We start from the raw sequence: 26086 nt of genomic DNA on the forward strand, positions 1-26086 counted from the left end.
CCCTGACCGCATGAAATGCGGATGCTTGTGGCGATTTACGTCGTTTTCTGGATGGCCATGCCGATGTTTTCCGGAATCGGTCGGTGCCGGCGGCGCGGAATCGATCGCGCTTCTGCGCCACGCTCGATCACGCGATGAGGGTGCGGCGATTGCCGCGCAGGAGGTTGCCGAGCGTGGCGTGGAAAGCGATCAGGCGTTCGGCATGCCCTGGCTCGCTGGCGCGTCCCAGCAGTTCGTAGAGTTCGACCAGCACGTCGGCACGCTGCGACGGATCCAGCGAACCGCCGGCCAGGCCGATGTACGACTGCAGCAGGCGCAATGCGGAAGCGAGCCGGCGCGCATCGACCGCTGGCATGCCGGCTTGCGGTGTGGGCTCGATGGCGTCGGCACGAACCGGGGCGGCAGTGTGTGTCATGGCGACGGCAGAGGGCGTCTCCACGCGCATGGCCCCTTCGCCGGAAACCAGCCAGAGCAGCGAGATACCGAGTGCCTGTGCGAGAATCACGCAACGCTCGCGTGACATGTCGCTGTGGCCATCGCGCCAGTTGCGTACCGTGCCTTCGGATACGCCACAGCTCCGCGCGATGGCGCTGGCGCTGCCTTCGGTCCGGATCAGCCATTGGATGCGCGCGGACAAGCCGAGCGCGGTGTCCGCAGGCGCTTGCGACGAAGCCATGCGCACGCCATCCATGACTCCGTCGCGCACCGTTCCAGATCCGCGCGACGGGCGTTCGAGAAACGCAATGCGCGTGTGGGACGGGTCGCTCTGGAAATCCGCTGCGTCGCCGCTTCCTGCAATGCAGCGAGACGGATCCCCATGAGGCATTGCGGCCAGCGTGGACATGGGTCGTTGCTCCGGCGAGCGGGGAAAAGGTGGAGAAGGGATTCGCCTGGGGCTGGGGAGGCTCCCAGGCGAACCAGACGTCCGCGCAGACGAATCGTTGATGTCGCCGTCAACTATTCGTTACGAAAGCGTCCGGCGAGCAGCGTAGGTATGCGCGGCGATGCGATACACAACCAATTCGCGCGAAATCGTCAAAGCCATTCGGAGAATGTTGCGAGCCGCGGGCGAATACCGCGGGGAGAACAAGCAACACCGTGGCGGTGACATGGAGAAGCCTCCTCTCGGGCCAGCTTGGCGCGTGAGGCGGGACTGATATGGGACGCGGCCACAGGGTGGTGGAGGGTGTCATGCGCATGGTTCGGCCATCGCGGTCGTGCTTGACGACGACACGCGACGGCCATGTGACGACCAAGGCCATGCCGGGAATGGATGCGCTCCATTCCGGCGACGTATTTGTTCGCCCGCTTCCCCTCTGCGGGTTCCTTTTTCGATCAGGCGGCGACTGGCTCGTGCCGTGCGTAGCCGGATAACTGGTTCTGCAAGGCGGCCTTGAATGCCGGCCGCGATTCGCAGCGTTTGACGTAGGCGTCGACCACCGGATATCCAGCGACCAGATCGGTGTGCCGGATGAACCGCAGCACCGTTGTCATCAAGATGTCGGCGGCCGTGAACGAGCCGAGCAGATGGATGCGGCCGTCGAGCCAGTCGGAAAGCGCGGCCAGCCGCGCCTCGACCTCCTCGACCGCCCCGGCGCGCCGCAGCTTCGCCCACTCCTCGTCGCCGCGCAGCTTGTCCAGCACGAAAAGATTCCACAACGGCGGCTCGACCGAATTGAGTGCGGCGAACATCCAGGTGAGCGTTTCGAAGCGCAAATCGGCGGGCATGAGTGCTTCGCATCGCTCGGCGAGCATGTAGATGATGGCGCCTGTTTCGAACTGGGTCTGGTCACCCGATTCGAAGGCAGGCACCATCCCGAACGGATGTCGGCTGCGGTGTGCCGCCGAGTTGCGTTCGTCGATGCCGATCCAACGGCTTTCGTAGGCGAGCCCAGCCTCCTCCAGTGCCCAGCGCACCCGCAGGTCCCGCACCAGTCCCTGGGCGAAAGGCGGCACCCAGCTGAAACCCCATACGGCAATCTTTTGCATCTCGTTCCTCCTCGTCCGAACCGCCATTGGCGCCGGTCGTATCCGGCGTGTATTCCGCCGTGCATTCGGCGGGTCTCCCCGAGAGAACGAACCAGCCAGACGAAAGGAATCGGTGCGGGGTGATTTGCCGGCCTCACACCAGCCTGGACTGATGGGCGGCCGGAATTCGTCGCCGGTCCGATTCTTTTGCGCGGCCCAGAACGTCTTGATGAAAAGGGGCGTGTCGCCGATGGGGATGACGCCGTCCGGCGCATAATCGCGACAGTCGCGAAATCACTGCGACCCACTGTCAAGGATCAACCGGCTCCATGACCGACACCCCTGCTTCCACCCACGCACGACGCCAGCTGCTCGATCGGATGCTGGCCGAAATACGGCCGCGGCTGCATCGCTACGCAGCGCGCATGACCGGTTCGGCGGTGGATGGCGACGACGTGGTGCAGGAGACGGTGGTGAAGGTGCTCGATTCGCCGCCGGATATCGACAACTTCTCCTTGCTGGAGCGCTGGCTGATCCGGGTGACCCACAACACCGCGATCGACTTCTTGCGGCGGCGCACCCGCGAGGACGCGCGCCACGTGGATGAGGAACTGGACATGATCGTCGACCATTCCGCCCGCATCGACGCCTTCGACGCCGCGCTCGTGGGTTTCCGGATCTTCGCGCGGCTGCCGCCAATGCAGCGCAGCACCGTGATCTTCAAGGACGTGCTGGGCTACTCCCTGGACGAAGTCTCGAACTTCACCAACAGCACGGTGCCGGCGGTCAAATCGGCGTTGCAGCGGGGTCGTGCCCGCCTGAAGGAGCTCGCCAATGCACCGGACGACGTGCCCGTGCCCGTGCCCGTGCTCGATGCGCGCGAACGTCGTCTGCTGACCACTTACGCTTCCCACTTCAATGCGCGGAATTTCGACGCAGTGCGAGACATGCTGGCGGACGAGGTCAAGCTCAACCTGGTGAACCGCATGCAGGCGAACGGCAAGGCGCGGGTTTCCAACTACTTCGAGAACTACAACCGCTTGAACGGCTGGCAACTCGGGTTGGGCTTCGTGGACCGCAACCCTGCGCTGCTCGCATTCGACCCCGACGACAGGGATGGCGCACCCTTGTATTTCGTGGTGCTCGAGTGGAGCGGCAACGAGGTCGCCGCGATTCGCGACTTCCGTTACGCGCGCTACGCGCTGGAGGGCGCGCAGATCGTCGTCGTGGAGCGGCTGCGGGCGTCGATCTAGTTCCGCCGTGTCAATGGGCGCGTGGAGCTCGCTGATGCGTTTTCTCGCCGCGAGGAGGCTTCAAATCGGCGGATTTGAAAATTCACGGACACCGAGCCGGCACAAGGCCGGCCCGCGTGCACTGCAAAGTTCAGCGTCTTACTGCAGCTTGTCCCACAGGAAGTCGTAGACCATCGCGTGCATGTGCGCGGACTGCTTGTTGTCCGCGCCGGCGCCGTGGCCGCCTTCCAGGTTCTCGTAGAACCACACGTTCGGGATATCCATGCCTTCCATCTTCGCGGCCATCTTGCGCGCCTGCGCGGGGCCCACGCGGTCGTCGCTGGTGGTGGTGTAGAACAGCACCGGCGGGTAATGCGTTTCCTTGTGCAGGTTCTGGTAGGGCGAGAAGGTCTTGATGAAGGCCCACTGCTTCGGGTCGTCGGGGTTGCCGTATTCGGCGATCCACGAGGCGCCGGCGTCGAGGTGGATGTAGCGCTTCATGTCGAGCAGCGGCACTTCGCAGGCGATCGCGCCGAACAGCTGCGGGTACTGGGTGAGCATGTTGCCCATCAGCAGGCCGCCGTTGCTGCCGCCCTCGGCGCCGAGGTGCTGCGCGGAGGTGACGCGACGCTTCACCAAGTCCTCGGCCACCGCGGCAAAGTCCTGGTAGGCCTTGGGCCGGTTGGCCTGCAGCGCGGCCTGGTGCCAGGCCGGGCCGTATTCGCCGCCGCCGCGGATGTTGGCGATCACGTAGACGCCGCCGCGTTCCAGCCAGGCGCGACCGATGCTGCCACTGTAGAACGGCTGCAGCGAAACCTCGAAACCGCCGTAGCCGTAGAGCAGTGTGCGGTTCTTGCCGTCGAGTTTCATGTCCTTCGGCGCGATCTCGAAGTAGGGCACGCGGGTGCCGTCCTTCGAGGTGACGAAGTGCTGGCTCACGCTGAATTTCGAGGCATCGAAGAAGGCCGGCTCGTGCTTGATCGTCCGGGCCGCGCCTTCGCCCAGCACGCCGCGTTCCAGCGAGGACGGGGTGAGGAAGCCGGTGACGCTGAGCCAGTATTCGTCGCTGTGGTCGGGGTCGGTGTCGACCACGCTGACCGTGCTCATCGCTGGCGCGCCGGGCATCGCGGCGCGCTGCCAGTCGCCGGTGGTGACGGGCGTCAGCACTTCCAGCTTGCTCTTCACGTCGTCCAGCACGTCGAGGATCAAGTGGTGTTGCGTCCACGCGTACGTGGAGAGCGCGGTGTGCGCGTCGGGCTTGAACAGCGCGGTGAACGCGCGCTTGCCGGCCATGAAGTCGTCGAACTTCATTGCGATCAGCGCGCCGTTGGGCCAGGTGGTGCCGCCCACCGTCCACGGCGAGCGCAGCTGCACCAGCAGCCATTCGCGGTGCGCGTCGGCGTTGGCGTCGGTGGGGATGTCGAGCTTCACCAGCTTGCCGTCCTTACGCAGGTAAGTCTCGCTATGGAAGAAGTCGGTGGCGACCTGCACGAAGTCGCGCTCGAAGCCGGGTGTGCGGTCGTGGAAGGCGCTCACCGCGAGGTCGCTGGCCTTGCCCTCGTACACCGTGGTGGCGGCGGCAAGCGGCGTGCCGCGCGTCCATTCCTTGGCGATGCGCGGATAGCTGGACGCCGTCATCGAGCCCGGGCCGAAGTCGGTGCCCACGTAGAGATGGTCCTGGTCGATCCAGCCCACCTGGGTCTTGGCGATCGGCAGCTCGAAACCGCCCTGCACGAAGGACTTCGTGGGGATGTCGAACTCGCGCACCGCCACCGCGTCGCCGCCGTCGGGCGACAGCGAGAGCAGGCAGCGTGCGTAGGCCGGCTTCAGGCATTGCGCGCCCTTCCACACCCAGCGCTTGCCCTCGGTCTTGTTCAGCGCGTCCACGTCCAGCACGGTTTCCCACTTCGGGGTGGCCTTGCGGTATTCGGCCAGCGTGGTGCGACGCCAGAGGCCGCGCGGGTGCGCCTGGTCCTGCCAGAAGTTGTAGAGCCAGTCACCCATGCGGCGCACATAGGGGATGCGCGCATCGGAATCGAGCACTTCGAGGATCTGCTTGCGGGTGTGCTCGAACGCGGGCGTGCTGGCGAAGTCCTTTTCGGTGATCGCGTTCTGCTGCTTCACCCAGTCCATCGCGCGCGCACCGTGGGTGGCTTCCAGCCACAGGTAGGGATCGTCGCTGGCGGCGGGCGGTTCGGCGGCATGGGTGGCATTCATGCCGCCCAGTGTGATGCCCAGCGCAAGCGCCAGCCAGAGGGAGGTCTCGGAAGTCATGCGCGGAGTCCTTGTCGTGTGACAAATCGCCGGGAAGGTCGAGTGTGGCCGTCGCTGGCTGGCCGTGCCTGTGGCTAAAGTCAGGCCTGCCCGAAAAGCGACAGGCCCCGCATGCGGGGCCTGTCGTCGAAGCCTGCGTCGCTCAGTGCAGCAGCGGAATGATCAGCAGCGCCACGATGTTGATGATCTTGATCAGCGGGTTCACCGCGGGGCCGGCGGTGTCCTTGTACGGATCGCCCACGGTGTCGCCGGTGACCGCGGCCTTGTGCGCTTCCGAACCCTTGCCGCCGTGGTGGCCGTCCTCGATGTACTTCTTCGCGTTGTCCCAGGCGCCGCCGCCGGTGGTCATCGAGATCGCCACGAACAGGCCGGTGACGATGGTGCCGATCAGCACGCCGCCCAACGCCTTCGGCCCCAGCAGCAGGCCGACCACGATCGGCACGATCACCGGCAGCAGCGAGGGCACGATCATCTCGCGGATCGCCGACTTGGTGAGCATGTCGACCGCGCGCGAGTAGTCCGGCTTGGCGGTGCCCTGCATGATGCCGGCGATGTCGCGGAACTGGCGTCGCACTTCCTCCACCACCGCGCCCGCGGCGCGGCCCACGGCCTCCATCGCCATCGCGCCGAACAGGTAGGGGATCAGGCCGCCGATCAGCAGGCCGATGATCACCATGTGGTCGGACAGGTCGAAGCTCAGCGTCTGCGCCACGCCGCCGCTGGCGGCGGCCTTCATCTGCGCGGAGACGTCGAGGTTGTGCGTGTAGTCGGCGAACAGCACGAGTGCGGCCAGCGCGGCCGAGCCGATCGCGTAGCCCTTGGTCACCGCCTTGGTGGTGTTGCCGACCGCGTCCAGCGGATCGGTGACGCCGCGCACTTCCGGCGGCAGGTCGGCCATCTCGGCGATGCCGCCGGCGTTGTCGGTGATCGGGCCGTAGGCGTCCAGCGCCACGATCATGCCGGCCATCGACAGCATCGCGGTCGCCGCGATCGCGATGCCGTACAGGCCGCCCAGCGTGAACGCGCCCCAGATCGCCACGCAGATCGCGAGTACCGGCCACGCGGTGGCCTTCATCGAGATGCCGAGGCCGGCGATGATGTTGGTGCCGTGGCCGGTGGTCGAGGCCTGCGCGATGTGCTGCACCGGTTTGTAGTCGGTGCCGGTGTAGTACTCGGTGATCCACACGATGGCGCCGGTCAGCGCCAGCCCGATCAGCGAACAGAACCACAGGTTCAGTGCGCCGCCGTCGAAGCTCGCCATCAGCCGCATGGTGATCGGATAGAACGCAATCGCGGCCAGCACCGCCGAGACGATCACGCCCTTGTACAGCGCACCCATGATCGAGCCGCCCGCGCCCACCCGCACGAACAGCGTGCCGATGATCGAGGCGATGATCGACACCGCGCCCAGCAGCAGCGGGTACAGCACGGCGTCGGCGCCGGCGTTGCTCAGGGTGAGGCCACCCAGCAGCATGGTGGCGATCACGGTCACCGCGTAGGTCTCGAACAGGTCGGCCGCCATGCCCGCGCAATCGCCCACGTTGTCGCCCACGTTGTCGGCGATCACCGCGGGGTTGCGCGGGTCGTCCTCGGGAATGCCGGCCTCGACCTTGCCCACCAGGTCGGCGCCCACGTCGGCGCCCTTGGTGAAGATGCCGCCACCCAGGCGCGCGAAGATCGAGATCAGCGAGCTGCCGAACGCCAGCCCGACCAGCGCATGCAGCGCGGCCTCGCTGGTGATGCCCATGCGGTTGAGGATCAGCCAGTAGCCGGCCACGCCCAGCAGTGCCAGGCCCACCACCAGCATGCCGGTGATCGCGCCGCCGCGGAACGCCACGTTCATCGCGGCCGAGAGACCTTGCCGTGCCGCCTCGGCGGTGCGCACGTTCGCGCGCACCGACACGTTCATGCCGATGTAGCCGGCCGCGCCGGACAGCACCGCGCCGATCAAAAAGCCCACTGCGGTGGGCCAGGAGAGGAAGAAGCCGATCAGCAGGAACAGCACCACGCCGACCAGGGCGATCGTGCCGTACTGGCGGTTGAGATAGGCGCGGGCACCCTCCTGGATCGCCGCGGCGATCTCCTGCATGCGTGCATTGCCCGGCGACTGCGCCAGCACCCAACGCGCGGAGATCGCGCCATACAACACTGCCACCACTGCACACGCGAGCACGATCCACCAGCCATACTGCTGCAGCATCGGAGCCTCCCCATGAGATGTAATGGCCGTCCGGAGCGGGCGGTCACGGGGAGTATAGGCAGAGCCCGGCGCGTATCCTGTTGTGCGGCGCAACGTCCTGCCGAAACACGAAGGCCGCGCGGCCTTCGTCGTCACGGCACGGGTTCAGCGCGTGGCGATATCGAGGATGATGCCGGTGGCGAGCGCGACCAGCAGGTAGTCGCTGTTGCTGCCGCGCACCCAGCCGTAGCCGCGCGGCGGCGGACGCAGGCGGTAGTGGCCGTAGTCGTGCACCACGTAGATCGGGCCGCCGTAGCGATGGCCGCGTTCCCAGTGGCGGTAATGGTCGTGGTGGCGGACGACCACGTGGCGGCGGTCATCGTGATGCCCATGGCCGCGCCGCTCCTGCCAGCCGTGGCGGTCGTGCCCGCGATCGTGACCGCGGCCGTGGTCGCGATCGGCCAGCGCCAAACTGCTGGCGGCGAGCAGGGGCAGGGCGAGCATCAGGTTGTGCAAGGTCTTCATCGCGATTCCTCCGGTCGCGCCGACTGGCGGCGTGGATGGAGCGTATGAAATTGCGCCTGAACGAAAGATATGTCGACGGCATGCCGCCTTCAGGTGCCAGTCAGCGGTTCGCCCCGGTTGTCGCGTGTCAGCAATGATGATTGGGCCGGCATGGCGGCCGCGCATGGCGTAGTAGGCTGCGCGGATGCATCCCATCGACTACGCGCCGCGTCGCGCCGCCTTCCGCCAGCTGCATGCCAGTGGCTGCTTCATGCTTCCCAATCCCTGGGATCCCGGCTCCGCCCGGGCCTTGCAGGGGCTAGGCTTCAAGGCGCTGGCGACCACCAGCTCGGGCTTCGCGTGGTCGCAAGCCCATGCCGACAACGCGATGGGTTTGGAAGCGGTGCTCGCGCACTGCCGCGCGATCGTGGCGGCCACCGACCTGCCGGTGAACGCCGACTTCGAGGACGGCCATGCCCGTGACCTCAGGGAACTGGCGGACAACGTGCGTCGTTGCGTCGACACCGGCGTGGCAGGCCTGTCGATCGAGGACGCCACCGGCGACGCCGCGCAGCCGCTGTATGAACTCGACGAAGCCGTGGCGCGCCTGCGCGCCGCACGCGCGGCGATCGACGCCTCGGGCCACGACGTGATGCTGGTCGGCCGCGCCGAGTGTTTCCTGGTCGGCCATCCCGATCCGCTGGATGAATCACTGAAGCGTCTGCAGGCCTACGCCGAAGCCGGCGCGGATTGCCTGTACGCGCCGGGCCTGCGCAGTGCCGAGCAGATCGAGGCGCTGGTGCGCGCCGTGGCGCCGAAGCCGGTCAACGTGCTGGTGGGTTACGCCGCGCCGTTCACGCTGGCCGAGCTCGCGAAGCTCGGCGTGCGCCGGGTCAGCGTGGGCGGTGCGCTGGCGGGCGCGGCCTGGGGTGGCTTCCTGCGCGCCGCGCGCGGCTTGGCCGAGGGGCGTTTCGACGGTTTTGCCGACAACGCCACGCACGGGCAGGTCGACGGCTTGTTCTGAACGCCGCGTCCAGCGTCTGCCGTGCCGGCATCGCCGCGCGATGTCAGGGTTTGTCCGGCGACCATGCCGCCAGCTTCTTCGCCACCGGCAGGTTCTTCAGCTGCACGTAGGCCGGCAGGCCGTCCTTGCCGTTGGGCGGCGGCGCCTCGCCGGCGATCAGCGGCGCGAGGTAGCGGCGCGCGGCGGCGGTGATGCCGAAGCCGTCCTTGCGGATGAAACCCTTGGGCAGCTTTTTCTCGCGGTTCGCGATCTTCGCCAGCGGCGCCGGCTCGATCTTCCAGCGGTACGGCGCGTCGGAGCTGCGCACGATCACCGGCATCACCGCGTTCATGCCGGCCAGCGCGCAGTCCACCGCGGCCTTGCCCACGGCATAGGCCTGCTCGGCGTCCACCTTCGAGGCGAGGTGGCGGGCCGAGCGCTGCAGGTAGTCGGGCAGCGCCCAGTGCACCTTGTAGCCGAGCTGGCCCTTCACCAGCGTGGCCAGCGTGGGCGCCACGCCGCCGAGCTGCACGTGGCCGAAGGCGTCGCGCGTGCCGGCGTCGGCGAGGAACTGGCCCGCGGCATTGCGGATGCCCTCGGAGGCCACCACGGTGCACCAGCCCACGCGTTCCACCGTGGCCTTCACTTTCGCCAGGAACGTGGCCCCGTCGAACACGTTCTCGGGGAACAGGATCAGGTGCGGCGGCGCGTCCGCGCCTTCGCCGGCCAGGCCCGCTGCGGCGGCGATCCAGCCGGCGTGGCGCCCCATCACTTCGAGGATGAACACCTTGGTCGAGGTGGACGCCATCGAGGCCACGTCCAGGCTGGCTTCCAGCGTAGAGACGGCGGTGTACTTCGCCACCGAGCCGAAGCCGGGGCAGCAATCGGTGACGGCGAGGTCGTTGTCCACCGTCTTCGGCACGCCGATGCAACGGATGTCGTAGCCCAGCGCCTTGCCGATCTGCGAGAGCTTCAACGCGGTGTCGGCCGAGTCGTTGCCGCCGTTGTAGAGGAACCAGCGGATGTCGTGGGCGCGGAACACCTCGATCAGCCGCTCGTATTCCGCGCGGTTCGCCTCCAGCGACTTCAGCTTGTAGCGGCAGCTGCCGAACGCGCCGCCGGGGGTATGGCGCAAGGCCGCGATCGCGACCTTCGACTCCTTCGCGGTGTCGATCAACTCTTCGCGCAGCGCGCCGAGGATGCCGTTGCGCGCGGCGTACGCCTGGATGCCGCGGGCGCGAGCCGCTTCGATCACACCGGCGGCGGTGGCGTTGATCACGGCGGTGACGCCGCCGGACTGGGCGTACAGCAGCTTGCCGGGGGTGGGGCGGCGGGTCGGCATGGCGATCTCCTGGCGTGAGGTCGCAGTATCGCGCCGATATGACGAATGTCGGTACCGTGGCGGTGTTTTTTGTTTGACGCCAATGGCCTCCAAACGCTACCGTGAAACCCATTTCCCAGGGAATCGGCGGCCGTCCGTCGCCGTTGCGGAGCGATATGCGACTCGTGCTACTCGGTGCGCCCGGTTCGGGCAAGGGCACCCAGGCCACCCGGCTGAAGAACGACTTGGGCGTGCCGCACATCTCCACCGGCGACATGCTGCGCGCGGCCGTGGCCGCGGGCACGCCCACCGGCCTCAAGGCCAAGGCGGTGATGGATGCCGGCAAGCTGGTTTCCGACGACATTCTGCTCGCGATGCTGGAAGAGCGCCTGGCCCAGTCCGACGCGAAAGCCGGCTTCATCCTCGACGGCTACCCGCGCAACCTCGCCCAGGCCGATGCGCTTGACCACCTGCTGGCTCGCATCGGCCAGCCGCTGGACGCGGTGGTGAAGCTGGAGGTGCCGAACGAGGTAATCATCGGCCGCTGCGAGATCCGCTATGCCGCCGAGCATCGCAAGGACGACGACCCGGCCGTGGTGCGCGACCGCCTCAAGGTCTACGCCGAGCAGACCGCGCCGGTGGCCGATTTCTACGCCAAGCGCGGCAAGCTGCAGGTGGTCGACGGTGTGGGCGAGCTGGACGAAATCACCGCGCGGGTGAAGGCCGCGCTCAAGGCCGAGTCGGCGGCCGCGAACGGCTGAGCCACGGGTATCTCCCTCTCCCCTGCGGGGAGAGGGCTGGGGTGAGGAGTGGACGAAGCGCCATCTTCCCGTGTCGCGGCTGCTCCAAAGCCCCTCTCCCCAACCCCTCTTCCTCGCTCCTCAAAGCAGGGCCATCCATAGCCCTTCCCCGCGTCCGCATGCGGGAGAGGGGAGTCGGTTTGCAAGGAACCCCCATGCGTCTGCACATCCTCGGCATCTGCGGCACCTTCATGGGCGGCGTCGCCGCGCTGGCGCGCGAGCTGGGGTTGGAAGTGGAAGGCTCCGACGCCAACGTCTACCCGCCGATGAGCACCCAGCTCGAAGCGCTGGGCATCCGCCTGATGGACGGCTATGCGGCCGAACATCTCGAGTCCGCGCCCGATCTGGTGGTGGTGGGCAACGCGATGACGCGCGGCAACCCTGCGGTGGAATACATGCTCGACGCGCAGCTGCGCTACGTCTCCGGCCCGCAGTGGCTGGGCGAGACGGTGCTGGCCGGGCGCGGGGTGCTGGCGGTGGCCGGCACTCACGGCAAGACCACCACCAGCAGCCTGCTCGCGCACCTGCTTGAGAGTGCTGGCATGGCGCCGGGTTTTTTGATTGGCGGCGTGCCGGGCAACTTCGGCGTGTCCGCGCGGCTGGCAGAAAACCGGGGTCAGAGTCGGCTTTCTGAAATGTTCGGTGCAAATCAGAGGCCGCAGAAAACCGACTCTGACCCCGGTTTTCTTTCCCCGTTCGTGATCGAGGCGGACGAATACGACACCGCGTTCTTCGACAAGCGCTCGAAGTTCGTGCATTACAGGCCGCGCATCGCGATCCTCAACAACCTCGAATACGACCACGCGGACATCTTCCCCGACGTGGCGGCGATCCAGCGCCAGTTCCACCACCTGGTGCGCACCGTGCCGGGCAACGGCCGGCTGATCGTCAACGCACACGACGAGCGCCTCGCCGAGGTACTCGCGATGGGCTGCTGGACGCCGGTGGAGACGTTCGGCATTGGCCGCGGCGACTGGCAGGCCGAGCTGATCGAAGCCGACGGCAGCGCGTTCAAGGTGATGCGCAAGGGCGAGCCGGTGGGCGAGGTGCATTGGCCGTTGCTCGGCAACCACAGCGTGATGAATGCGCTGGCCGCGCTCGCCGCGGCGACAGCGGCCGGCGCCGATCCGCGCGCCTTGCTGCCGGCCTTCGCCAGCTTCGAGAGCGTGAAGCGGCGCATGGAGTTGGTCGGCGAGGTGCATGGCGTGCGCGTCTACGACGACTTCGCCCATCACCCCACCGCGATCGCCACCACGCTGGCCGGTTTGCGCGCGAAGGTGGGCCGGGCGCGCATCCTGGTGGCGCTGGAACCGCGCTCCAATTCGATGCGGCTCGGGGCGCATGCCGAGGCGCTGGCGCCCTCGCTCGCGGATGCCGACGCGGTGGTGTTCCTGCACCGGCCCGAGTTGCCGTGGGATGCGCAGCGTGTCACCGACGCGCTGCAGGGGCGCGGCAGCACCGCGCCCGGCGTCGATGCGCTGCTGGCGGCGCTGCGTGCGCAGACGCGGCCCGGCGACCACGTGGTGTTCATGTCCAACGGCGGCTTCGAGGGCGCGCCGCGGCGCTTCGTCGAGCTGCTTGCCTGACGCTACTCTCCCCGAATGGGGGGCGATGTCAGGCGGCCACCGTGGCGCGATGCGGCTGTTCGGCGGCCATGCGCGCCAGCACCCGTTCCATGCGCGCGAACACCTCGCTCAGCTGCGCCGGCTGCGGCAGCAGGGTGAGGCGCAGGTGGCGGCTGGCCGGCACGTTGAAGCTGGTGCCGGGCACCACCAGCACCTGTTCCTCTTCGAGCAGGCGCAGCGCGAAGGCCTCGTCGTCGAACGCGGGCAGGCGGTCGGCGCGCACCTGCGGGAAGGCGTACAGCGCGCCGGCGGGCGCCACCACGTCGAGATAAGCGCTGGCGGCCACGCCGTCGAGCACGGCCTGGCGCGCCTCGTGCAGCCGCCCGCCCGGCGCGGTGAGCGCCGTGATGGTGGGCGCGTCCGCCAGCGCCGGAATCACCGCCCACTGCGCGGTGACGTTCGCGCACAGGCGCAGCGCGGCGAGCAATTGCAGCGCATCGCGGTAGTCGGCGCTGCGCGCGGGGTCGCCGGACAGCGAGAGCCAGCCCACCCGGTAGCCGCAGGCGCGATGCACCTTGCTGAGGCCCCCAAGGCTGACGCAGGGCACCTGGCCGGCGACTTCCGCCAGTGGCTGGAACGGCGCGTCGTCGTAGAGGATCTCGTCGTAGATCTCGTCGGTCAGCAGCAGCAGGCCGTGGCGCGCGGCCACCGCCACGATGCGCTCCAGCAGCGCGCGCGGATAGACCGCGCCGGTGGGGTTGTTCGGGTTGATCAGCACCAATGCCCTGGTACGGGATGTGACCAGTGCCTCGATCTCGTCCGGGTCGGGCTGGTGGCCGTGCTCGGCGAGGCAGCGGTAGTAGCGCGGCTTGCCGCCGTTCAAGATGGTGGCGGCGCTCCACAGCGGGTAGTCGGGGCTGGGCAGCAGCACCTCGTCGCCGGGCTGCAGCAGGGCGCGCAGGCTGAGGTCGATCAGCTCGCTGACGCCGTTGCCGATGAAGATGCGCTCCACCTCCACGTCGCGCGCGCCGCGGGCGCGTTGCTGCGCGGCGATCGCCTCGCGGGCCGCTTCCAGGCCTTGCTCGTGGCCGTAGGCCTCGCTCTCGGGCAGGTGCGCGGCGATCGCCTCGCGCAGGTGCGCCGGCGCCTGGAAGCCGTAGCGGCCGGGGTTGCCGATATTGAGCTTGATGATGTCGCGGCCGGCGGCCTCCAGCTCGCGGGCACGCCGGGTAAGTGCGCCGCGGATCTCGTAACGCACGTCCGCCAGATGCGTGCTGGGTCTGATCGAAGCCAACGCCGGAATCCTCATGGCCGGCCGGAGCGCCGGTTTGCGCCGATGCTAGCAGCATGGTGCGGTGCAGCGCGAGCCGCTCGGCTGGCTTTGCACGGGCATTTCCGAGGCAGGGCATAATCGCCCTTACCGGCGGAAATCCCTGACTCATGAGTGACGCTGAAACGACAGAGCGACTGCGGCGCATCGGCTGGCGCGGCAACGCCTTGCCGGCGACCGGCCGCCAGCTGGCGCGGGTGGTGGCGCAGCACCGCACCGGCTACGAGCTGCACGACGGCGAACGCAGTTTCGGCGCACAGCCGGCCGGACATTTCCTGAAGCGCAGCCTCGATCCGGCCGAACGGCCGGCGGTAGGCGATTTCGTGGAGATCGAGCCGGGCCAGCCGCCGCACATCGTCGCCGTGCTGCCGCGGCGCAGCGTGCTGTCGCGCGCCGCCGCGGGCGAACGCTACGCGCGCCAGCTGATCGCCACCAATATCGACTACGTGCTGGTGCTCACCGGGCTGGACGGCGACTACAACCCGGCGCGCATCGAGCGCTACCTCTCGCTGATCGAGGATTCCGGCGCACGGCCCGTGGTGCTGCTGAGCAAACCCGACCTGCACGAGGACGCCACTGCGCGCATCGACGAACTGCGCGCGCGGCTGGCGCCCGGCACCGCCGTCCATGCGATCAACGGCAAGGATGCCGCCAGCGCGGCGCAGCTCGCGCCCTACCTGCAGCCCGGCGACAGCGCGGTGCTGGTGGGCTCCTCCGGCGCCGGCAAGTCCACGCTCACCAACACCTTGCTCGGCATCGACAAGATGGCCACCAGTGCGGTGCGCCACCACGACAGCCGCGGCCGCCACACCACCACGCACCGCGCGCTGTTGCAGCTGCCCACCGGCGGCTGCCTGATCGACACCCCCGGCATGCGCGAGCTGAAGCTCACCGGCGAGGAGAACCTCGACCTGTTCGCCGACATCGAGGAACTGGCCGCGGCCTGCCGCTTCGCCGACTGCGGCCACGGCAGCGAACCGGGCTGCGCGGTGCAGGCCGCGCTCGACAGCGGCGAACTGTCGCCGGAGCGCTGGCGCAATTATCTCAAGCTGCGCGACGAGCGCGAGGAGCAGGCCAGCACGCTGGAGGCGAAGCTGCGCCGCCAGCGTGGCGGCCGGCCGATCGAGCGGCCGCACGCGCCGCGCGGCCGGCGGGAGCGGGAGTGATGCGCTTGCGATTCGGCCTCGCTGCTCGTCATTCCGGCCCGCGCCGGAATGACGGTTGGACGTTTCGTTCTGACGAGAGTGTGATCGTCGACGCCGAAGGGATGTCGGCATGAACAACATCGCCGCCGCCCTGCAACACGCTGCCGCGCTCGACCAGCGCTTGCTCACTGCGGCGAAGGGCATCCACATCCTGCCCACGGTGGCGTGGCCGGCTTCGCTGGAGAACCGCATGATCGCGGACTACGCGGTCGGGCGCTTCGCCCTGCCCGAGGTTCAGTACGAGCGGCCCAACCTCGCTGCCGCACGCGCCGAGCTGGTGGCGATCGAGCGCGAGGCGGCGACGCTGGGCGGCGATCCGCTGGGCGATTACCTCGCGCGTACCGCCGAGTCCTGGCGCATCGCGGCGGAGATGCTGGAGGCGGTGGGCAGCGACGGGGTCAGCGCGCCGTCGATCGCGCTGTACGGCCGGCCCGGCGACGCGCTTCCCGGTAGCCAGCGCAGCAACCTCGATGCGGCGCGCTACTTCGTGGAGCTGTCGGACGAATTGGGCGCCGACTTGCTCGCCGACGACGCCCGCGAGGGGATCAGCGCCGAGACGCTGCGCGACGAGCTGGCGAAGACCCTGGACGATTTCTTCGGCGCGGACACGGTGAAGGTGGAGGTCGACCCCGAGCTCACCGCCAAGGCTGCCGCGGGCGCCACCCGCATCCGCCTGCGTGGCGGCGCCAGTTTCACGGACTACGATCGCCACCAGTTGCTGGCGCACGAGGCGCTGGTGCACACGCTCACCGCCTTGAACGGCCGCGCGCAGCCGCTGTTGGCCTCGCTGGGGCGCACCTCGCCGCGCGTCACCGCCACCCAGGAAGGGCTGGCGGTGTTTGCCGAGCTGATGTCGGGGGCGATCGACATCGCGCGGCTGAAGCGCATCAGCCTGCGCATCCTGGCGATCGACATGGCGCTGTCCGGCGCCGATTTCGTCGAGGTCTACCGGTTCTTCGTGGCGCACGGGCAGAGCGCGGCGGACAGCTTCCATTCCGCCCAGCGCGTGTTCCGCGGCGTGCCGCTCGGCGGCGGCGCGGCGTTCGCCAAGGACAACGTCTACCTCAGCGGCCTGCTCACGGTGCACACCTTCTTCCGCTGGGCGCTGAAGGAGCGGCGACTGGAGATGCTGCGCCATCTGTTCGCCGGCAAGCTCACGCTGCACGACGTGGTGGCGCTGCAGCCGCATTTCGCATCCGGCGCGATCGCGCCGCCGCGCTGGCTGCCGCCGTGGATGCAGCACGTGCATGGCCTGGCCGGCAAGCTGGCGTTCTCGGTGTTCGTCAACGGCATCCGCATGGGCAAGGTCCACGCCGACGAATTGTCGCTGGGCGTGTAGCCGACAGCGCAGTGCTACCATGGCGCGAGCCGCCTTGCGGCCCCCCGAATCCCACGAAAAGCCCCGTCCATGGCCCACTCCGAAGACCTGCGCCGCGCCGCGCTCGAGTACCACCGTCATCCGCGCCCGGGCAAGATCAAGGTCAGCCCGACCACTCCGCTGCTGACCCAGCGCGACCTGTCGCTGGCCTATTCGCCCGGCGTGGCCTACGCCTGCGAGGCGATCGTCGAGGACCCGAACGCGGCCAGCGAGATGACCGCGCGCGGCAACCTGGTGGCGGTGATCACCAACGGCACCGCGGTGCTGGGCCTGGGCGACATCGGCCCGCTCGCTGGTAAACCAGTCATGGAAGGCAAGGGCGTGTTGTTCCAGAAGTTCGCCGGCATCGACGTGTTCGACATCGAACTGGCCGAGCGCGACCCGGACAAGCTGGTCGACATCATCGCCGCGATGGAGCCCACCTTCGGCGGCATCAACCTCGAAGACATCAAGGCGCCGGAATGCTTCATCGTCGAGCGCAAGCTGCGCGAGCGGATGAAGATCCCGGTATTCCACGACGACCAGCACGGCACCGCGATCATCGTGGGCGCCGCGGTGCTCAACGCGCTCGAAGTGGTCGGCAAGCAGATCGGGGACGTGAAGGTCGCCACCACCGGCGCCGGTGCGGCCGGCATCGCCTGCCTCGACATGCTGGTGGCGCTGGGCGTGAAGCCCGAACACATCCTCGCGTTCGACCGCGAGGGCGTGATCTACACCGGCCGCGACCACATGGACCCGGACAAGGCGCGCTACGCGCGCGACACCGACAAGCGCACGCTGGCCGAGATCGTGGCCGGCGCCGACGTGTTCCTGGGGCTCTCCGCCGGCGGCATCCTCAAGCCGGAGATGGTGGCCACGATGGCCGACAAGCCGGTGATCCTGGCGCTGGCCAACCCGAACCCGGAGATCCTGCCGGAGGACGCCAAGCGGGTGCGCCCGGACTGCATCATCGCCACCGGCCGTTCGGACTACCCGAACCAGGTCAACAACGCGGTGTGCTTCCCGTACATCTTCCGCGGCGCGCTGGACGTGGGTGCCACCGGCATCAACGAGGCGATGAAGACCGCCTGCGTGCGCGCGATCGCCGAGCTGGCGCGGATGGAGGCCTCGGACCTGGGCAGCGCCTACGGCGGCGACGTGCCGACCTTCGGCCCCGACTACCTGATCCCGCGCCCGTTCGACCGCCGCCTGCTGGTGATGCTGGCGCCGGCGGTGGCGCAGGCGGCGATGGATTCTGGCGTGGCCACGCGGCCGATCGCCGACATGGACGTCTACAAGGAAAAGCTCGGCCAGTTCATCTACCGCACCGGCCTGATCATGAAGCCGGTGTACGACCGCGCCAAGGCGGATCCGAAGCGCGTGGTTTACGCCGAGGGCGAAGAGGAAACCGTGCTGCGCGCGGTGCAGAGCGTGGTCGACTACAAGCTGGCCAAGCCGATCCTGATCGGCCGCCCCGACGTGATCGAGATGCGCATCGAGCGGCTCGGCTTGCGCCTGCGCCCCGGCGTGGATTTCGAGCTCACCAACATCAACGACGACCCGCGCTTCAACGAGTACTGGCAGCAGTACCACGCGATGACCGAGCGTCGTGGCGTCACCCCGGACGCGGCGAAGAACCTGATGCGCTCGCGGCCCACCCTGATCGCCGCGATGATGGTGGAGCGCGGCGAGGCCGACGCGATGATCTGCGGCCTGGTCGGCCGCTACCACAAGAAGCTGGGTTACCTGCGCAGCGTGTTCGGGCTGGACCCGGGCGTGCAGTGCACCTCGGCGATGACCGGCGTGATCAACGACAAGGGCGCGTGGTTCTTCCTCGACACTCACGTGCAGGTCGATCCCGGCGCCGAGCAGATCGCCGAGGCCACCCTGCAGGCTTCCTATCGCCTGAAGCTGTTCGGCGTCGAGCCCAAGGTGGCACTGCTCTCGCACTCCAACTTCGGCAGCCACGACAACCCCAGTGCGGCGAAGATGCGCAAGGTGCGAGAGATCCTCAAGGCACGCGCGCCGAAACTGGACATGGATGGCGAGATGCAGGCCGACACTGCGTGGGACGAGGTGCTGCGCAAGCGAATGTTCCCCGGCACCACGCTCAACGGCCGCGCCAACCTGTTCGTGCTGCCCAACCTCGACGCCGCCAACATCGTCTACAACATGGTGCGGGTGATGACCGACGGCGTGGCGATCGGCCCGATCCTGATGGGCGTGGACAAACCGGCCCACATCCTCACCACCGCCTCCAGCGTGCGCCGCGTGGTCAACATGACCGCGGTCGCCGCGGTGGATGCGCAGATTCGCGCCGCGCGCAGCTAGCAGGCTGTCGAAGACAGCCTGCTAGCTGCGCGCAAAGGATGAGGCGGGCGCCGGAGCCGGACGCTGCTGCGCCGTGAGATGTTTGGCAAGCGAACCCGCTCACCGCGTTCGCCTCCTCTCCCCATTGGGGAGAGGATTGAGGTGAGGGGCGGGTGCTCGCGAAGGTGCGTGATCGAAGCGCGCTTCGTAGCCTCCACGCCGCCAGCTTGCCCCCTAACCCCGGCCCTCTCCCCAAAGGGGAGAGGGGGAAAGTCGCGCTCCCATGCGCCCCCGCATGGCGTCCATCGACGGACGTCCAACTGGCAGCGATGTGCCGCGAAGGCTAGACTTGGACGTCGGCCTGCCGCTTCCCCGGCGACGGCTTCCCCTACAGGCATCTGCGCCGCATGGCGCTGCGGAGAATCTTCCCATGGATCAGCTCGACGACGTCCTCAACCAGGATCTCGATCCCACCGAAACCCGCGAATGGATCGACTCGCTCAGCGCGGTCATCAGCCATGACGGCACCGAGCGCGCGCACTACCTGCTGGAGCAGATGGTCGATTCGACGCGCCGTGCCGGCGGCTACCTGCCGTTCGATCCCACCACCGCCTATGTCAACACCATCGCGCCGGCGAACGAGGCGAAGAGCCCGGGCGACGCGGCGATGGAATGGCGCATCCGCTCGCTGATCCGCTGGAACGCGATGGCGATGGTGGTGCGCGCGAACCGCAAGCCGGGCGAGCTGGGCGGGCATATCGCGAGTTTCGCCTCGTCGGCCACGCTGTACGACGTGGGCTTCAACCACTTCTGGCGCGCGCCCAGCGCCGACCATCCGGGCGACCTGGTGTTCCATCAGGGCCATTCCAGCCCCGGCATCTACGCGCGCTCCTTCCTCGAAGGCCGCTTTGCCGAGGACCAGCTCGACCTCTTCCGCTCCGACGTGATCGGCCACGGCCGTTCGCTGACCTCCTACCCGCACCCGTGGCTGATGCCGGACTACTGGCAGGTGCCCACGGTGTCGATGGGCCTGGGCCCGATCCAGGCGATCTACCAGGCGCAGTTCTTCAAGTATCTGGAGAACCGCGGACTGGTGCCGAAGACCGACCGCAAGGTGTGGTGCTTCCTGGGCGACGGCGAAACGGACGAGCCGGAGTCGCTGGGCGCGATCGCGCTGGCCGGCCGCGAAGGCCTGGACAACCTGGTGTTCGTGATCAACTGCAACCTGCAGCGCCTGGACGGCCCGGTGCGCGGCAACGGCAAGATCATCCAGGAGCTGGAGGGCGTGTTCCGTGGCGCCGGCTGGAACGCGATCAAGGTGATCTGGGGTTCCTACTGGGATCCGCTCCTCGCGCGCGACAAGGACGGCGTGCTGCGCAAGCTGATGATGGAAACCGTCGATGGCGAGTACCAGGCTTGCAAGGCCTTCGGCGGCGCGTACACGCGCGAGCACTTCTTCGGCAAGTACCCGCAGACGCGCGAGATGGTCGCCAACCTCAGCGACGACGACATCTGGCGCCTCAATCGCGGCGGCCACGATCCGCACAAGGTCTACGCGGCCTACCACGCGGCGACGCAGACCAAGGGCATGCCCACGGTGATCCTCGCCAAGACGGTGAAGGGCTACGGCATGGGCATCGGTACCGGCGAATCGCAGAACCCCACGCACCAGCAGAAGAAGCTGGACGACGAGGCGGTGCGGCATTTCCGCGACCGTTTCCAGATCCCGATCGCCGACGACAAGCTGCACGAGGTGCCATACTACCACCCCGGCAAGAACTCGCCGGAAGTGGAGTACATGATGGAGCGGCGCCGCGCGCTGGGCGGCTTCCTGCCGCAGCGCCGCCGCAAGGCCGACGCCAAGCTGAAGGCGCCGGAGCTCGCGGCGTTCGAGCAAATCACCAAGGGCACCGGCGAGCGCGAGATCAGCACCACGATGGCGCTGGTGCGCGGCATGAACCTCTTGCTGCGCGACAAGCAGCTCGGCGAACGCGTGGTGCCGATCGTGGCCGACGAGGCGCGCACCTTCGGCATGGAGGGCATGTTCCGCCAGATCGGCATCTACGCGCCGTTCGGCCAGAAGTACCGCCCGCAGGATTCCGACCAGCTGCTGTACTACCGCGAGGACCAGAAGGGCCAGGTGCTGCAGCAGGGCATCAGCGAAGCCGGCGGCATGGCTTCGTGGATGGCCGCGGCCACCAGCTACAGCATCAGCAACCAGGCGATGTTGCCGTTCTTCATCTACTACTCGATGTTCGGCTTCCAGCGCATCGGCGACCTGTGCTGGGCCTCCGGCGACATGCGCGCGCGCGGCTTCCTGGTCGGCGGCACCGCCGGCCGCACCACGCTGAACGGCGAGGGCCTGCAGCACGAGGACGGCCACTCGCACCTGATGGCCGGCACGATCCCGAACGTGAAGGCCTACGACCCCACGTTCTCCTACGAGGTGGCGGTGATCCTGCAGGACGGCGTGCGCAGCATGATGCAGGAGCAGGAGGACCACTATTACTACGTCACCGTGATGAACGAGAACTACGCTCATCCGGACATGCCCGAGGGCAGCGCCGAGGGCATCATCAAGGGCATGTACCTGTTCAAGGACGGCGGCAAGCCGAAGAAGGGCGAGCCGCGCGTGCAGCTGCTCGGTTCGGGCACCATCCTGCGCGAAGTGATCGCGGCGGCCGAACTGCTGGACAAGGACTTCGGCGTGAAGTCCGACATCTGGTCCTGCCCCAGCTTCATCGAGCTGCGCCGCGACGGCTTCGACGCCGAGCGCTGGAACCGCCTGCATCCCGAGGACAAGCAGCGCGTGCCCTACGTCACCGGCCTGCTGGAAGGCCGCGGCGGCCCGGCGATCGCCGCCACCGACTACGTGCGCGAGTACGCCGACCAGATCCGCGCCTTCCTGCCCGACGGCATGCGCTACACCGTGCTCGGCACCGACGGCTACGGCCGCTCGGACACCCGCGCGCACCTGCGCGAGTTCTTCGAGGTGGACCGCCACTGGATCGCCCACGCCGCGTTGGCCGCGCTGGCGAAGGACGGCAAGGTCAACGCCAAGGACGTGGCCCGCGCGATCAAGGAATACAAGCTCGACCCGGAGAAACCCAACCCGATCACGGTGTGAGCCGGGACGGCGAGCCAAAAGCAAGGCATCGCCACGGTATGAGCCGCTGGCGATATGACAAGAAAACCCGCCGCGTGGCGGGTTTTCTTGTTTGGGGCGCGTGCCCGCGAATGGCCGTCCGTTTGATTCCAGCGATCATCGATGATCGCAAGGGATCACTCCGACAGCCGACGCTGGATCGCCTCCAGCGCGTGGCCGCGGGTCTCGATCCCGTGGCGCGCCAGCAGCCAGCCGGCGGCGGCCATCGGCAAGGCGATCAGCAGCGCCGACAGCGCGAAGTGCGCGAACAGGCCCAGCACGCCCAGCGCCGCGCCCAGGATGCCGCCGAACTTCGAGCTGGCGGCGATCAGACCCGAGCCGCTGCCGCGCAGGTGCACCGGGTAGATCTCCGCCGCATACGGGATCATCGTGGCGATCACGCCGCCGCTGCTCACCAGCAGCGCCGCGGTGGTGGCGATCATCGGGGCCTCGGCCCGTGCGCCGCTGAAGGCAAGCGCGCAGAACGCGGCCAGCGACAACGCGGTCAGTGCGATGAACAGCACCAGCGTGCGGAAGCTGCTCCAGCGCTGATACAGCCACACCACCGCGGCCGTGCCCGGCACTGCCAGCAGCGCCGAGCGTGCCAGCAGCGCGCTGGCGGCGTGCGCGTCCAGGCCGAGCTTGGCCAGGTTGGCCGGCAGCCACAGCAGGAAGCCGAAATTCACCAGTCCCCAGGCCAGTCCGCAGGTGCCCAGCCCCAGCGTGATCCGTGCATGCCGGCCGCGCAGCAACTGGCGCAGGTCGGCCGCCGGGTGCGCGCTTTCCATGATCGGCGGGTCGCTGTCCTCGCCTGTGGGATCCTCGCGCAACGCCGCAGGCGAGCCGGCGAAGCGCGCCAGCACCGCGCGTGCCTGCGCATGCAGCCCGGCGTCGGCGAGGAAGCGCGGCGACTCCGGGATGTAGCGGTTGATGAACACGATCAGCGCACCGGTCGGCAGGTTCAGCAGCCACAACGCGCGCCAGCTGAAGGACGGCTCCAGCGCGGTGGCCGCGCCCGAGGCGGCGAGATAGCCGGCCGAAGTGCCCAGCCCGCCCAGCGCCACCAGCAGCCAGCCGCGGTGGGCGGCGGGCACAGTCTCGGCCATCAGGGTGAACGCGATCGGCAGCATGCCGCCCGCGGCCGCGCCCATCAGGAAACACATCGCCAGGTTCCAGTCGAATACCGGCATCGTGCCGCAGATCGCGGTGCCCATGAACAGCAGCGCCGACAGCAGGATCGAGGCGCGGCGGCCGAACCGGTCGGCCAGCCGTCCCCACACCACCGAGCCGAGCGCGGTGCCGGTGAGCGCCGACAGCGCCAGCCAGCCCGCGGTGGTCATGCAGATGCCGTATTCCGCGGTCATGCCCGGCATCACGAAGGCCAGCGAGGCCGGCTTCATCACGTCGATCGCCAGCGCCACCGACAGCGCCGCCGCGAGGATCCAGTGCGCGCGATTCAGCGGCGCGCGATCCGCGATGTGCAGATGCGGCTGGCTGTCGTTGCCTTGGCGGCTGCGCCGCATTTGCGCCAACCGCGGCATCAGGCCGTAGCCGGCCAGCATCACGCCGCCGGGGATCAGCACCATGCCCACGAGCATGCCGGCATCCATCGGCATGCCGGCAAGCTGGTAATGCATCGGCGCTGCCATCAGGTACATCGGCAGGTGCAGCAGCACGCCGATCGCCACCGCGACGCAACCCAGCCAGAACGCGAGCGGATGATGGAAACGCAGTTCCGGGGACATGGCGACCGTCGGGAGAATGACGATCGCCAGCTTAGCAGTGGCGTCGCTGCGCGAGGTCGCGCGCTTGTTCAGTCCTCGTCGTTGTCGCGAAGGACCCGGCGCAGCAGCAGGAACGCACCGATGGTGCCGGCCACGATCGCGACGGTGGCGACCGGGTGGCGGTTCACCTGGCGCCGGAGCCGCCGGTAGCGGTAGTTCGTCTCGTCGACGAGGTCTTCGGCCGCACGGGCCAGCCGGCGCCGGTAGCCGTCGCCATCGAAACGCGCCGCCGCGTTGCGCCCGCGGGCGATCCAGCCGCGCGCGGTATCGCCGGCGTCGCCGGCGTAGCGGCGCGCGCGGTCGCCGAGATCGTCCAGGCTTTCTTCGATGTCGCGACGGGTACTCATGACGGACTCCTGCAGGAACCGGCACCACGCTGCCAGCGCCGGCGTGAGCTGCGTGTAAATGGCGCGCCGCGGCGTTCAGCCGGCGAGCGCGTATTCGCCGCCACGCTCCAGCGCGCGCTGGTACGCTGGACGCGCATGAATGCGCTGCAGGAACGCCCACAGCCGCGGTCGGCCGGCGTCGAGGCCGGCGCGCGCGGCGGCGGCCTCCAGCGGAAAGCTCAGCGCGATGTCGGCGACGCCGAACGCATCGCCGCCGAACCACGTACTCTTGCCAAGTTCGGCTTCAAGGTAGTCCAGATGCAGCGCAATCTGCGGATCGACGAAGCCGCGCTGCACCTTGCCGGCGATGCCGCGCGCCACCGGCTTGACGAAGAACGGCGCTGGCGCGGCTTCGACGCGGTGGAACACCAGCTTCAGCAGCAGCGGCGGCATCAGCGAGCCTTCCGCGTAATGCAGCCAGTAGTCGCAGCGCAGGCGTTGCGGCATGCCGTGGGCGGGGATCAGGCTGCCGCTGCCGTAGCGGTCGGCGAGGTAGCCGAGGATCGCGCCGGACTCGGCCAGCACCAACCCGTCGTCCTCGATCACCGGCGACTTGCCCAGCGGATGCACCGCGCGCAACTCGGGCGGCGCCAGCATCGTGCGCGGGTCGCGTTGGTAGCGGCGCAGCTCGTAGGGCAGATCCAGTTCTTCCAGCAGCCACAGGATGCGCTGCGAGCGCGAGTTGTTGAGATGGTGGACGGTGATCAAGGGCTTGCTCCGCGAAGCGGGATCGGATGACGGCAGTCGGGCAGCGGCCTGCGCCACCTTCAGCCCGTATACGCAAGACAGGACTCAGTAGATCTCACCCACGCAACAGCGCAGGCTGCCGCCGGCCTTCTCGATCTCGGACAGGTCCACCGCGCCGAGGCGGAAGCCCCAACCGGCCAGCGCCGCGCGCTGTTCGTCGTCGAGCGAGGCGGCGGCCATGGCGCTCATCCACACGCGCTCGTCGCTGAGCGTGATCGCATTGGCGGCGTAGGCCTGCTTTTGCGCGGGCGAGAGCCACAGAGCACGGTTGCCGTAAGCCTGCGCGATCGCCTGCGGCACCGCCGGATCGGCGAAGCCGTCGGCGGCGAGGATCGCGGCGCGGCCGGCGAGCAGGGCGAACACCACGTTGGTGTGGTACTCGCTTGGCGCCAGTTCGAAGGCGTAAGTCAAGCGCAGGCCGAACGCCTGGTGCATCGCCTCGGCACCGGCGAGGTCGCAACGTTCGCTCAAGCCGCAGTAGCCGATGCCGCGGGCGCGGTCGATCACCAGCGAACCGGTGAGTTCGGCGACCAGGTTGTCGCAGCCGGACAGGTCGATCTCGTCGTAGCCCAGCAGCTCGCCGAAGAAGTTGCGGATGTCGGGGCGTTCCGCCTCGCGCTGGCGCACGGCATGGCGCATGCGGCCCACCACCAGCGTGTCAGGCGCGGTGCCGAACACGTTGTTCGGGAACACCGCATCGGGGGTGGCCGCGTCGCCGGGAAACACGATCACGGGCACGTCCGCGCGCAGCGCCTGTGCCAGCACCTGGTGCTGGGCCAGCGCCCGCAGCGGGTCGACGGATTGCTCCATCGCCATGTAGCGGTTGTCGCGCGCCGATTCCGCCGCCAGCGAGAAATCCGCCGGCGCCACGAGGAACGCGCCGCGCGCGGTGGCGGGCGCGCCGAGCAGGGGCGCGAGTGTGGCGAAGGCATCGAGGAAGGCGGTCGGTGTCGCGACGATCATGGGCAAGTTCGGT

Annotated in this window: 19 protein-coding genes; 8 read left to right on the forward strand and 11 right to left on the reverse strand. The window is 68.5% G+C overall.

Annotated elements, in window-relative coordinates:
• Positions 1-127 precede the first annotated feature (127 nt).
• Complete coding sequence (locus B0E52_RS01775; RefSeq protein WP_139351548.1) at positions 128-844, reverse strand: helix-turn-helix domain-containing protein; 717 nt, start codon at positions 842-844, stop codon at positions 128-130.
• 491 nt (positions 845-1335) lie between these two features.
• Complete coding sequence (locus B0E52_RS01780; RefSeq protein ID WP_077481164.1) at positions 1336-1989, reverse strand: glutathione S-transferase family protein; 654 nt, start codon at positions 1987-1989, stop codon at positions 1336-1338.
• 308 nt (positions 1990-2297) lie between these two features.
• Here B0E52_RS01780 and B0E52_RS01785 point away from each other — a divergent pair, with 308 nt between their 5' ends.
• The gene (locus B0E52_RS01785; protein WP_077481166.1) at positions 2298-3221 is read left to right on the forward strand and encodes an RNA polymerase sigma factor; all 924 of its coding nucleotides are present in this window, start codon (positions 2298-2300) and stop codon (positions 3219-3221) included.
• A gap of 138 nt (positions 3222-3359) precedes the next feature.
• On the opposite strand, the gene B0E52_RS01790 is transcribed toward B0E52_RS01785, so the two are convergent.
• From B0E52_RS01790 to B0E52_RS01800, 3 genes are all read right to left on the reverse strand, one after another.
• Positions 3360-5417 carry a prolyl oligopeptidase family serine peptidase gene (locus B0E52_RS01790; protein WP_254426668.1) on the reverse strand — a complete coding sequence of 686 codons (2058 nt, stop codon included), beginning with the start codon at positions 5415-5417 and terminating at the stop codon, positions 3360-3362.
• Between the two features lie 199 nt (positions 5418-5616).
• Entirely contained in the window at positions 5617-7674 is a 2058-nt protein-coding gene (locus B0E52_RS01795; protein WP_077481170.1) for a sodium-translocating pyrophosphatase, read from the reverse strand.
• Positions 7675-7818: 144 nt separating this feature from the next.
• A complete protein-coding gene (locus B0E52_RS01800; protein WP_077481172.1) occupies positions 7819-8178 on the reverse strand; it encodes an RcnB family protein in 360 nt (119 codons plus the stop codon).
• A gap of 184 nt (positions 8179-8362) precedes the next feature.
• On the opposite strand from B0E52_RS01800, the gene B0E52_RS01805 reads away from it, so the two are divergent.
• Positions 8363-9181, forward strand: a complete 819-nt coding sequence (locus B0E52_RS01805; protein ID WP_077481174.1) for an isocitrate lyase/phosphoenolpyruvate mutase family protein — start codon at positions 8363-8365, stop codon at positions 9179-9181.
• 43 nt (positions 9182-9224) lie between these two features.
• Here the strand turns inward: B0E52_RS01805 and B0E52_RS01810 are convergent, their stop codons facing one another.
• Positions 9225-10502 (reverse strand): 6-phosphofructokinase, encoded by a 1278-nt coding sequence (locus B0E52_RS01810; protein WP_077481176.1) that lies wholly within the window; start codon positions 10500-10502, stop codon positions 9225-9227.
• A gap of 155 nt (positions 10503-10657) precedes the next feature.
• On the opposite strand from B0E52_RS01810, the gene B0E52_RS01815 reads away from it, so the two are divergent.
• On the forward strand, positions 10658-11242 hold the full coding sequence (locus B0E52_RS01815; RefSeq protein WP_077481178.1) for an adenylate kinase: 585 nt from the start codon (positions 10658-10660) through the stop codon (positions 11240-11242).
• Between the two features lie 194 nt (positions 11243-11436).
• Positions 11437-12867 carry a UDP-N-acetylmuramate:L-alanyl-gamma-D-glutamyl-meso-diaminopimelate ligase gene (gene mpl, locus B0E52_RS01820; protein ID WP_077481180.1) on the forward strand — a complete coding sequence of 477 codons (1431 nt, stop codon included), beginning with the start codon at positions 11437-11439 and terminating at the stop codon, positions 12865-12867.
• Positions 12868-12895: 28 nt separating this feature from the next.
• Here the strand turns inward: mpl and B0E52_RS01825 are convergent, their stop codons facing one another.
• The gene (locus tag B0E52_RS01825; protein ID WP_174575528.1) at positions 12896-14155 is read right to left on the reverse strand and encodes an aminotransferase class I/II-fold pyridoxal phosphate-dependent enzyme; all 1260 of its coding nucleotides are present in this window, start codon (positions 14153-14155) and stop codon (positions 12896-12898) included.
• Positions 14156-14286: 131 nt separating this feature from the next.
• Between B0E52_RS01825 and rsgA the strand changes: the two genes are divergently transcribed.
• From rsgA to aceE, 4 genes are all read left to right on the forward strand, one after another.
• Positions 14287-15342 carry a ribosome small subunit-dependent GTPase A gene (gene rsgA, locus B0E52_RS01830; RefSeq protein ID WP_077481182.1) on the forward strand — a complete coding sequence of 352 codons (1056 nt, stop codon included), beginning with the start codon at positions 14287-14289 and terminating at the stop codon, positions 15340-15342.
• A gap of 109 nt (positions 15343-15451) precedes the next feature.
• Positions 15452-16720, forward strand: coding sequence for a flavohemoglobin expression-modulating QEGLA motif protein (locus B0E52_RS01835; protein ID WP_077481184.1), 1269 nt, complete (start codon positions 15452-15454; stop codon positions 16718-16720).
• 69 nt (positions 16721-16789) lie between these two features.
• The gene (locus B0E52_RS01840) at positions 16790-19069 is read left to right on the forward strand and encodes an NADP-dependent malic enzyme (protein ID WP_077481186.1); all 2280 of its coding nucleotides are present in this window, start codon (positions 16790-16792) and stop codon (positions 19067-19069) included.
• Positions 19070-19478: 409 nt separating this feature from the next.
• A complete protein-coding gene (gene aceE / locus B0E52_RS01845; protein WP_077481188.1) occupies positions 19479-22175 on the forward strand; it encodes a pyruvate dehydrogenase (acetyl-transferring), homodimeric type in 2697 nt (898 codons plus the stop codon).
• 155 nt (positions 22176-22330) lie between these two features.
• Here aceE and B0E52_RS01850 read toward each other — a convergent pair whose 3' ends face one another.
• The 4 genes from B0E52_RS01850 to B0E52_RS01865 all read right to left on the reverse strand — a co-directional run bounded on the left by B0E52_RS01850 (position 22331) and on the right by B0E52_RS01865 (position 26073).
• On the reverse strand, positions 22331-23938 hold the full coding sequence (locus B0E52_RS01850) for an MFS transporter (protein ID WP_077481190.1): 1608 nt from the start codon (positions 23936-23938) through the stop codon (positions 22331-22333).
• Between the two features lie 68 nt (positions 23939-24006).
• Entirely contained in the window at positions 24007-24324 is a 318-nt protein-coding gene (locus B0E52_RS01855) for a hypothetical protein (RefSeq protein WP_077481192.1), read from the reverse strand.
• A 75-nt stretch (positions 24325-24399) separates the two neighbouring features.
• Positions 24400-25071 (reverse strand): glutathione S-transferase, encoded by a 672-nt coding sequence (locus B0E52_RS01860; protein ID WP_077481194.1) that lies wholly within the window; start codon positions 25069-25071, stop codon positions 24400-24402.
• An 84-nt stretch (positions 25072-25155) separates the two neighbouring features.
• Positions 25156-26073, reverse strand: a complete 918-nt coding sequence (locus B0E52_RS01865) for an arginine deiminase-related protein (protein WP_077481196.1) — start codon at positions 26071-26073, stop codon at positions 25156-25158.
• Between the last annotated feature and the right edge of the window lie 13 nt (positions 26074-26086).

It is taken from the genome of Rhodanobacter sp. C06 (genome assembly GCF_002001105.1).
In the GTDB taxonomy this organism is placed as follows: domain Bacteria; phylum Pseudomonadota; class Gammaproteobacteria; order Xanthomonadales; family Rhodanobacteraceae; genus Rhodanobacter_A.

Excerpts from the sequence above, each read along its gene's own strand:
- B0E52_RS01805 (WP_077481174.1), top strand. The coding sequence starts at position 8,363 with ATGCATCCCATCGACTACGCGCCGCGTCGCGCCGCCTTCCGCCAGCTG.
- B0E52_RS01825 (WP_174575528.1), bottom strand. The coding sequence starts at position 14,155 with ATGAGGATTCCGGCGTTGGCTTCGATCAGACCCAGCACGCATCTGGCG.
- B0E52_RS01850 (WP_077481190.1), bottom strand. The coding sequence starts at position 23,938 with ATGTCCCCGGAACTGCGTTTCCATCATCCGCTCGCGTTCTGGCTGGGT.
- B0E52_RS01785 (WP_077481166.1), top strand. The coding sequence starts at position 2,298 with ATGACCGACACCCCTGCTTCCACCCACGCACGACGCCAGCTGCTCGAT.
- B0E52_RS01840 (WP_077481186.1), top strand. The coding sequence starts at position 16,790 with ATGGCCCACTCCGAAGACCTGCGCCGCGCCGCGCTCGAGTACCACCGT.
- rsgA (WP_077481182.1), top strand. The coding sequence starts at position 14,287 with ATGAGTGACGCTGAAACGACAGAGCGACTGCGGCGCATCGGCTGGCGC.
- B0E52_RS01790 (WP_254426668.1), bottom strand. The coding sequence starts at position 5,417 with ATGAATGCCACCCATGCCGCCGAACCGCCCGCCGCCAGCGACGATCCC.
- B0E52_RS01800 (WP_077481172.1), bottom strand. The coding sequence starts at position 8,178 with ATGAAGACCTTGCACAACCTGATGCTCGCCCTGCCCCTGCTCGCCGCC.
- B0E52_RS01835 (WP_077481184.1), top strand. The coding sequence starts at position 15,452 with ATGAACAACATCGCCGCCGCCCTGCAACACGCTGCCGCGCTCGACCAG.
- B0E52_RS01775 (WP_139351548.1), bottom strand. The coding sequence starts at position 844 with ATGTCCACGCTGGCCGCAATGCCTCATGGGGATCCGTCTCGCTGCATT.
- B0E52_RS01865 (WP_077481196.1), bottom strand. The coding sequence starts at position 26,073 with ATGATCGTCGCGACACCGACCGCCTTCCTCGATGCCTTCGCCACACTC.
- B0E52_RS01810 (WP_077481176.1), bottom strand. The coding sequence starts at position 10,502 with ATGCCGACCCGCCGCCCCACCCCCGGCAAGCTGCTGTACGCCCAGTCC.
- B0E52_RS01795 (WP_077481170.1), bottom strand. The coding sequence starts at position 7,674 with ATGCTGCAGCAGTATGGCTGGTGGATCGTGCTCGCGTGTGCAGTGGTG.
- aceE (WP_077481188.1), top strand. The coding sequence starts at position 19,479 with ATGGATCAGCTCGACGACGTCCTCAACCAGGATCTCGATCCCACCGAA.
- B0E52_RS01855 (WP_077481192.1), bottom strand. The coding sequence starts at position 24,324 with ATGAGTACCCGTCGCGACATCGAAGAAAGCCTGGACGATCTCGGCGAC.
- B0E52_RS01815 (WP_077481178.1), top strand. The coding sequence starts at position 10,658 with ATGCGACTCGTGCTACTCGGTGCGCCCGGTTCGGGCAAGGGCACCCAG.
- mpl (WP_077481180.1), top strand. The coding sequence starts at position 11,437 with ATGCGTCTGCACATCCTCGGCATCTGCGGCACCTTCATGGGCGGCGTC.
- B0E52_RS01780 (WP_077481164.1), bottom strand. The coding sequence starts at position 1,989 with ATGCAAAAGATTGCCGTATGGGGTTTCAGCTGGGTGCCGCCTTTCGCC.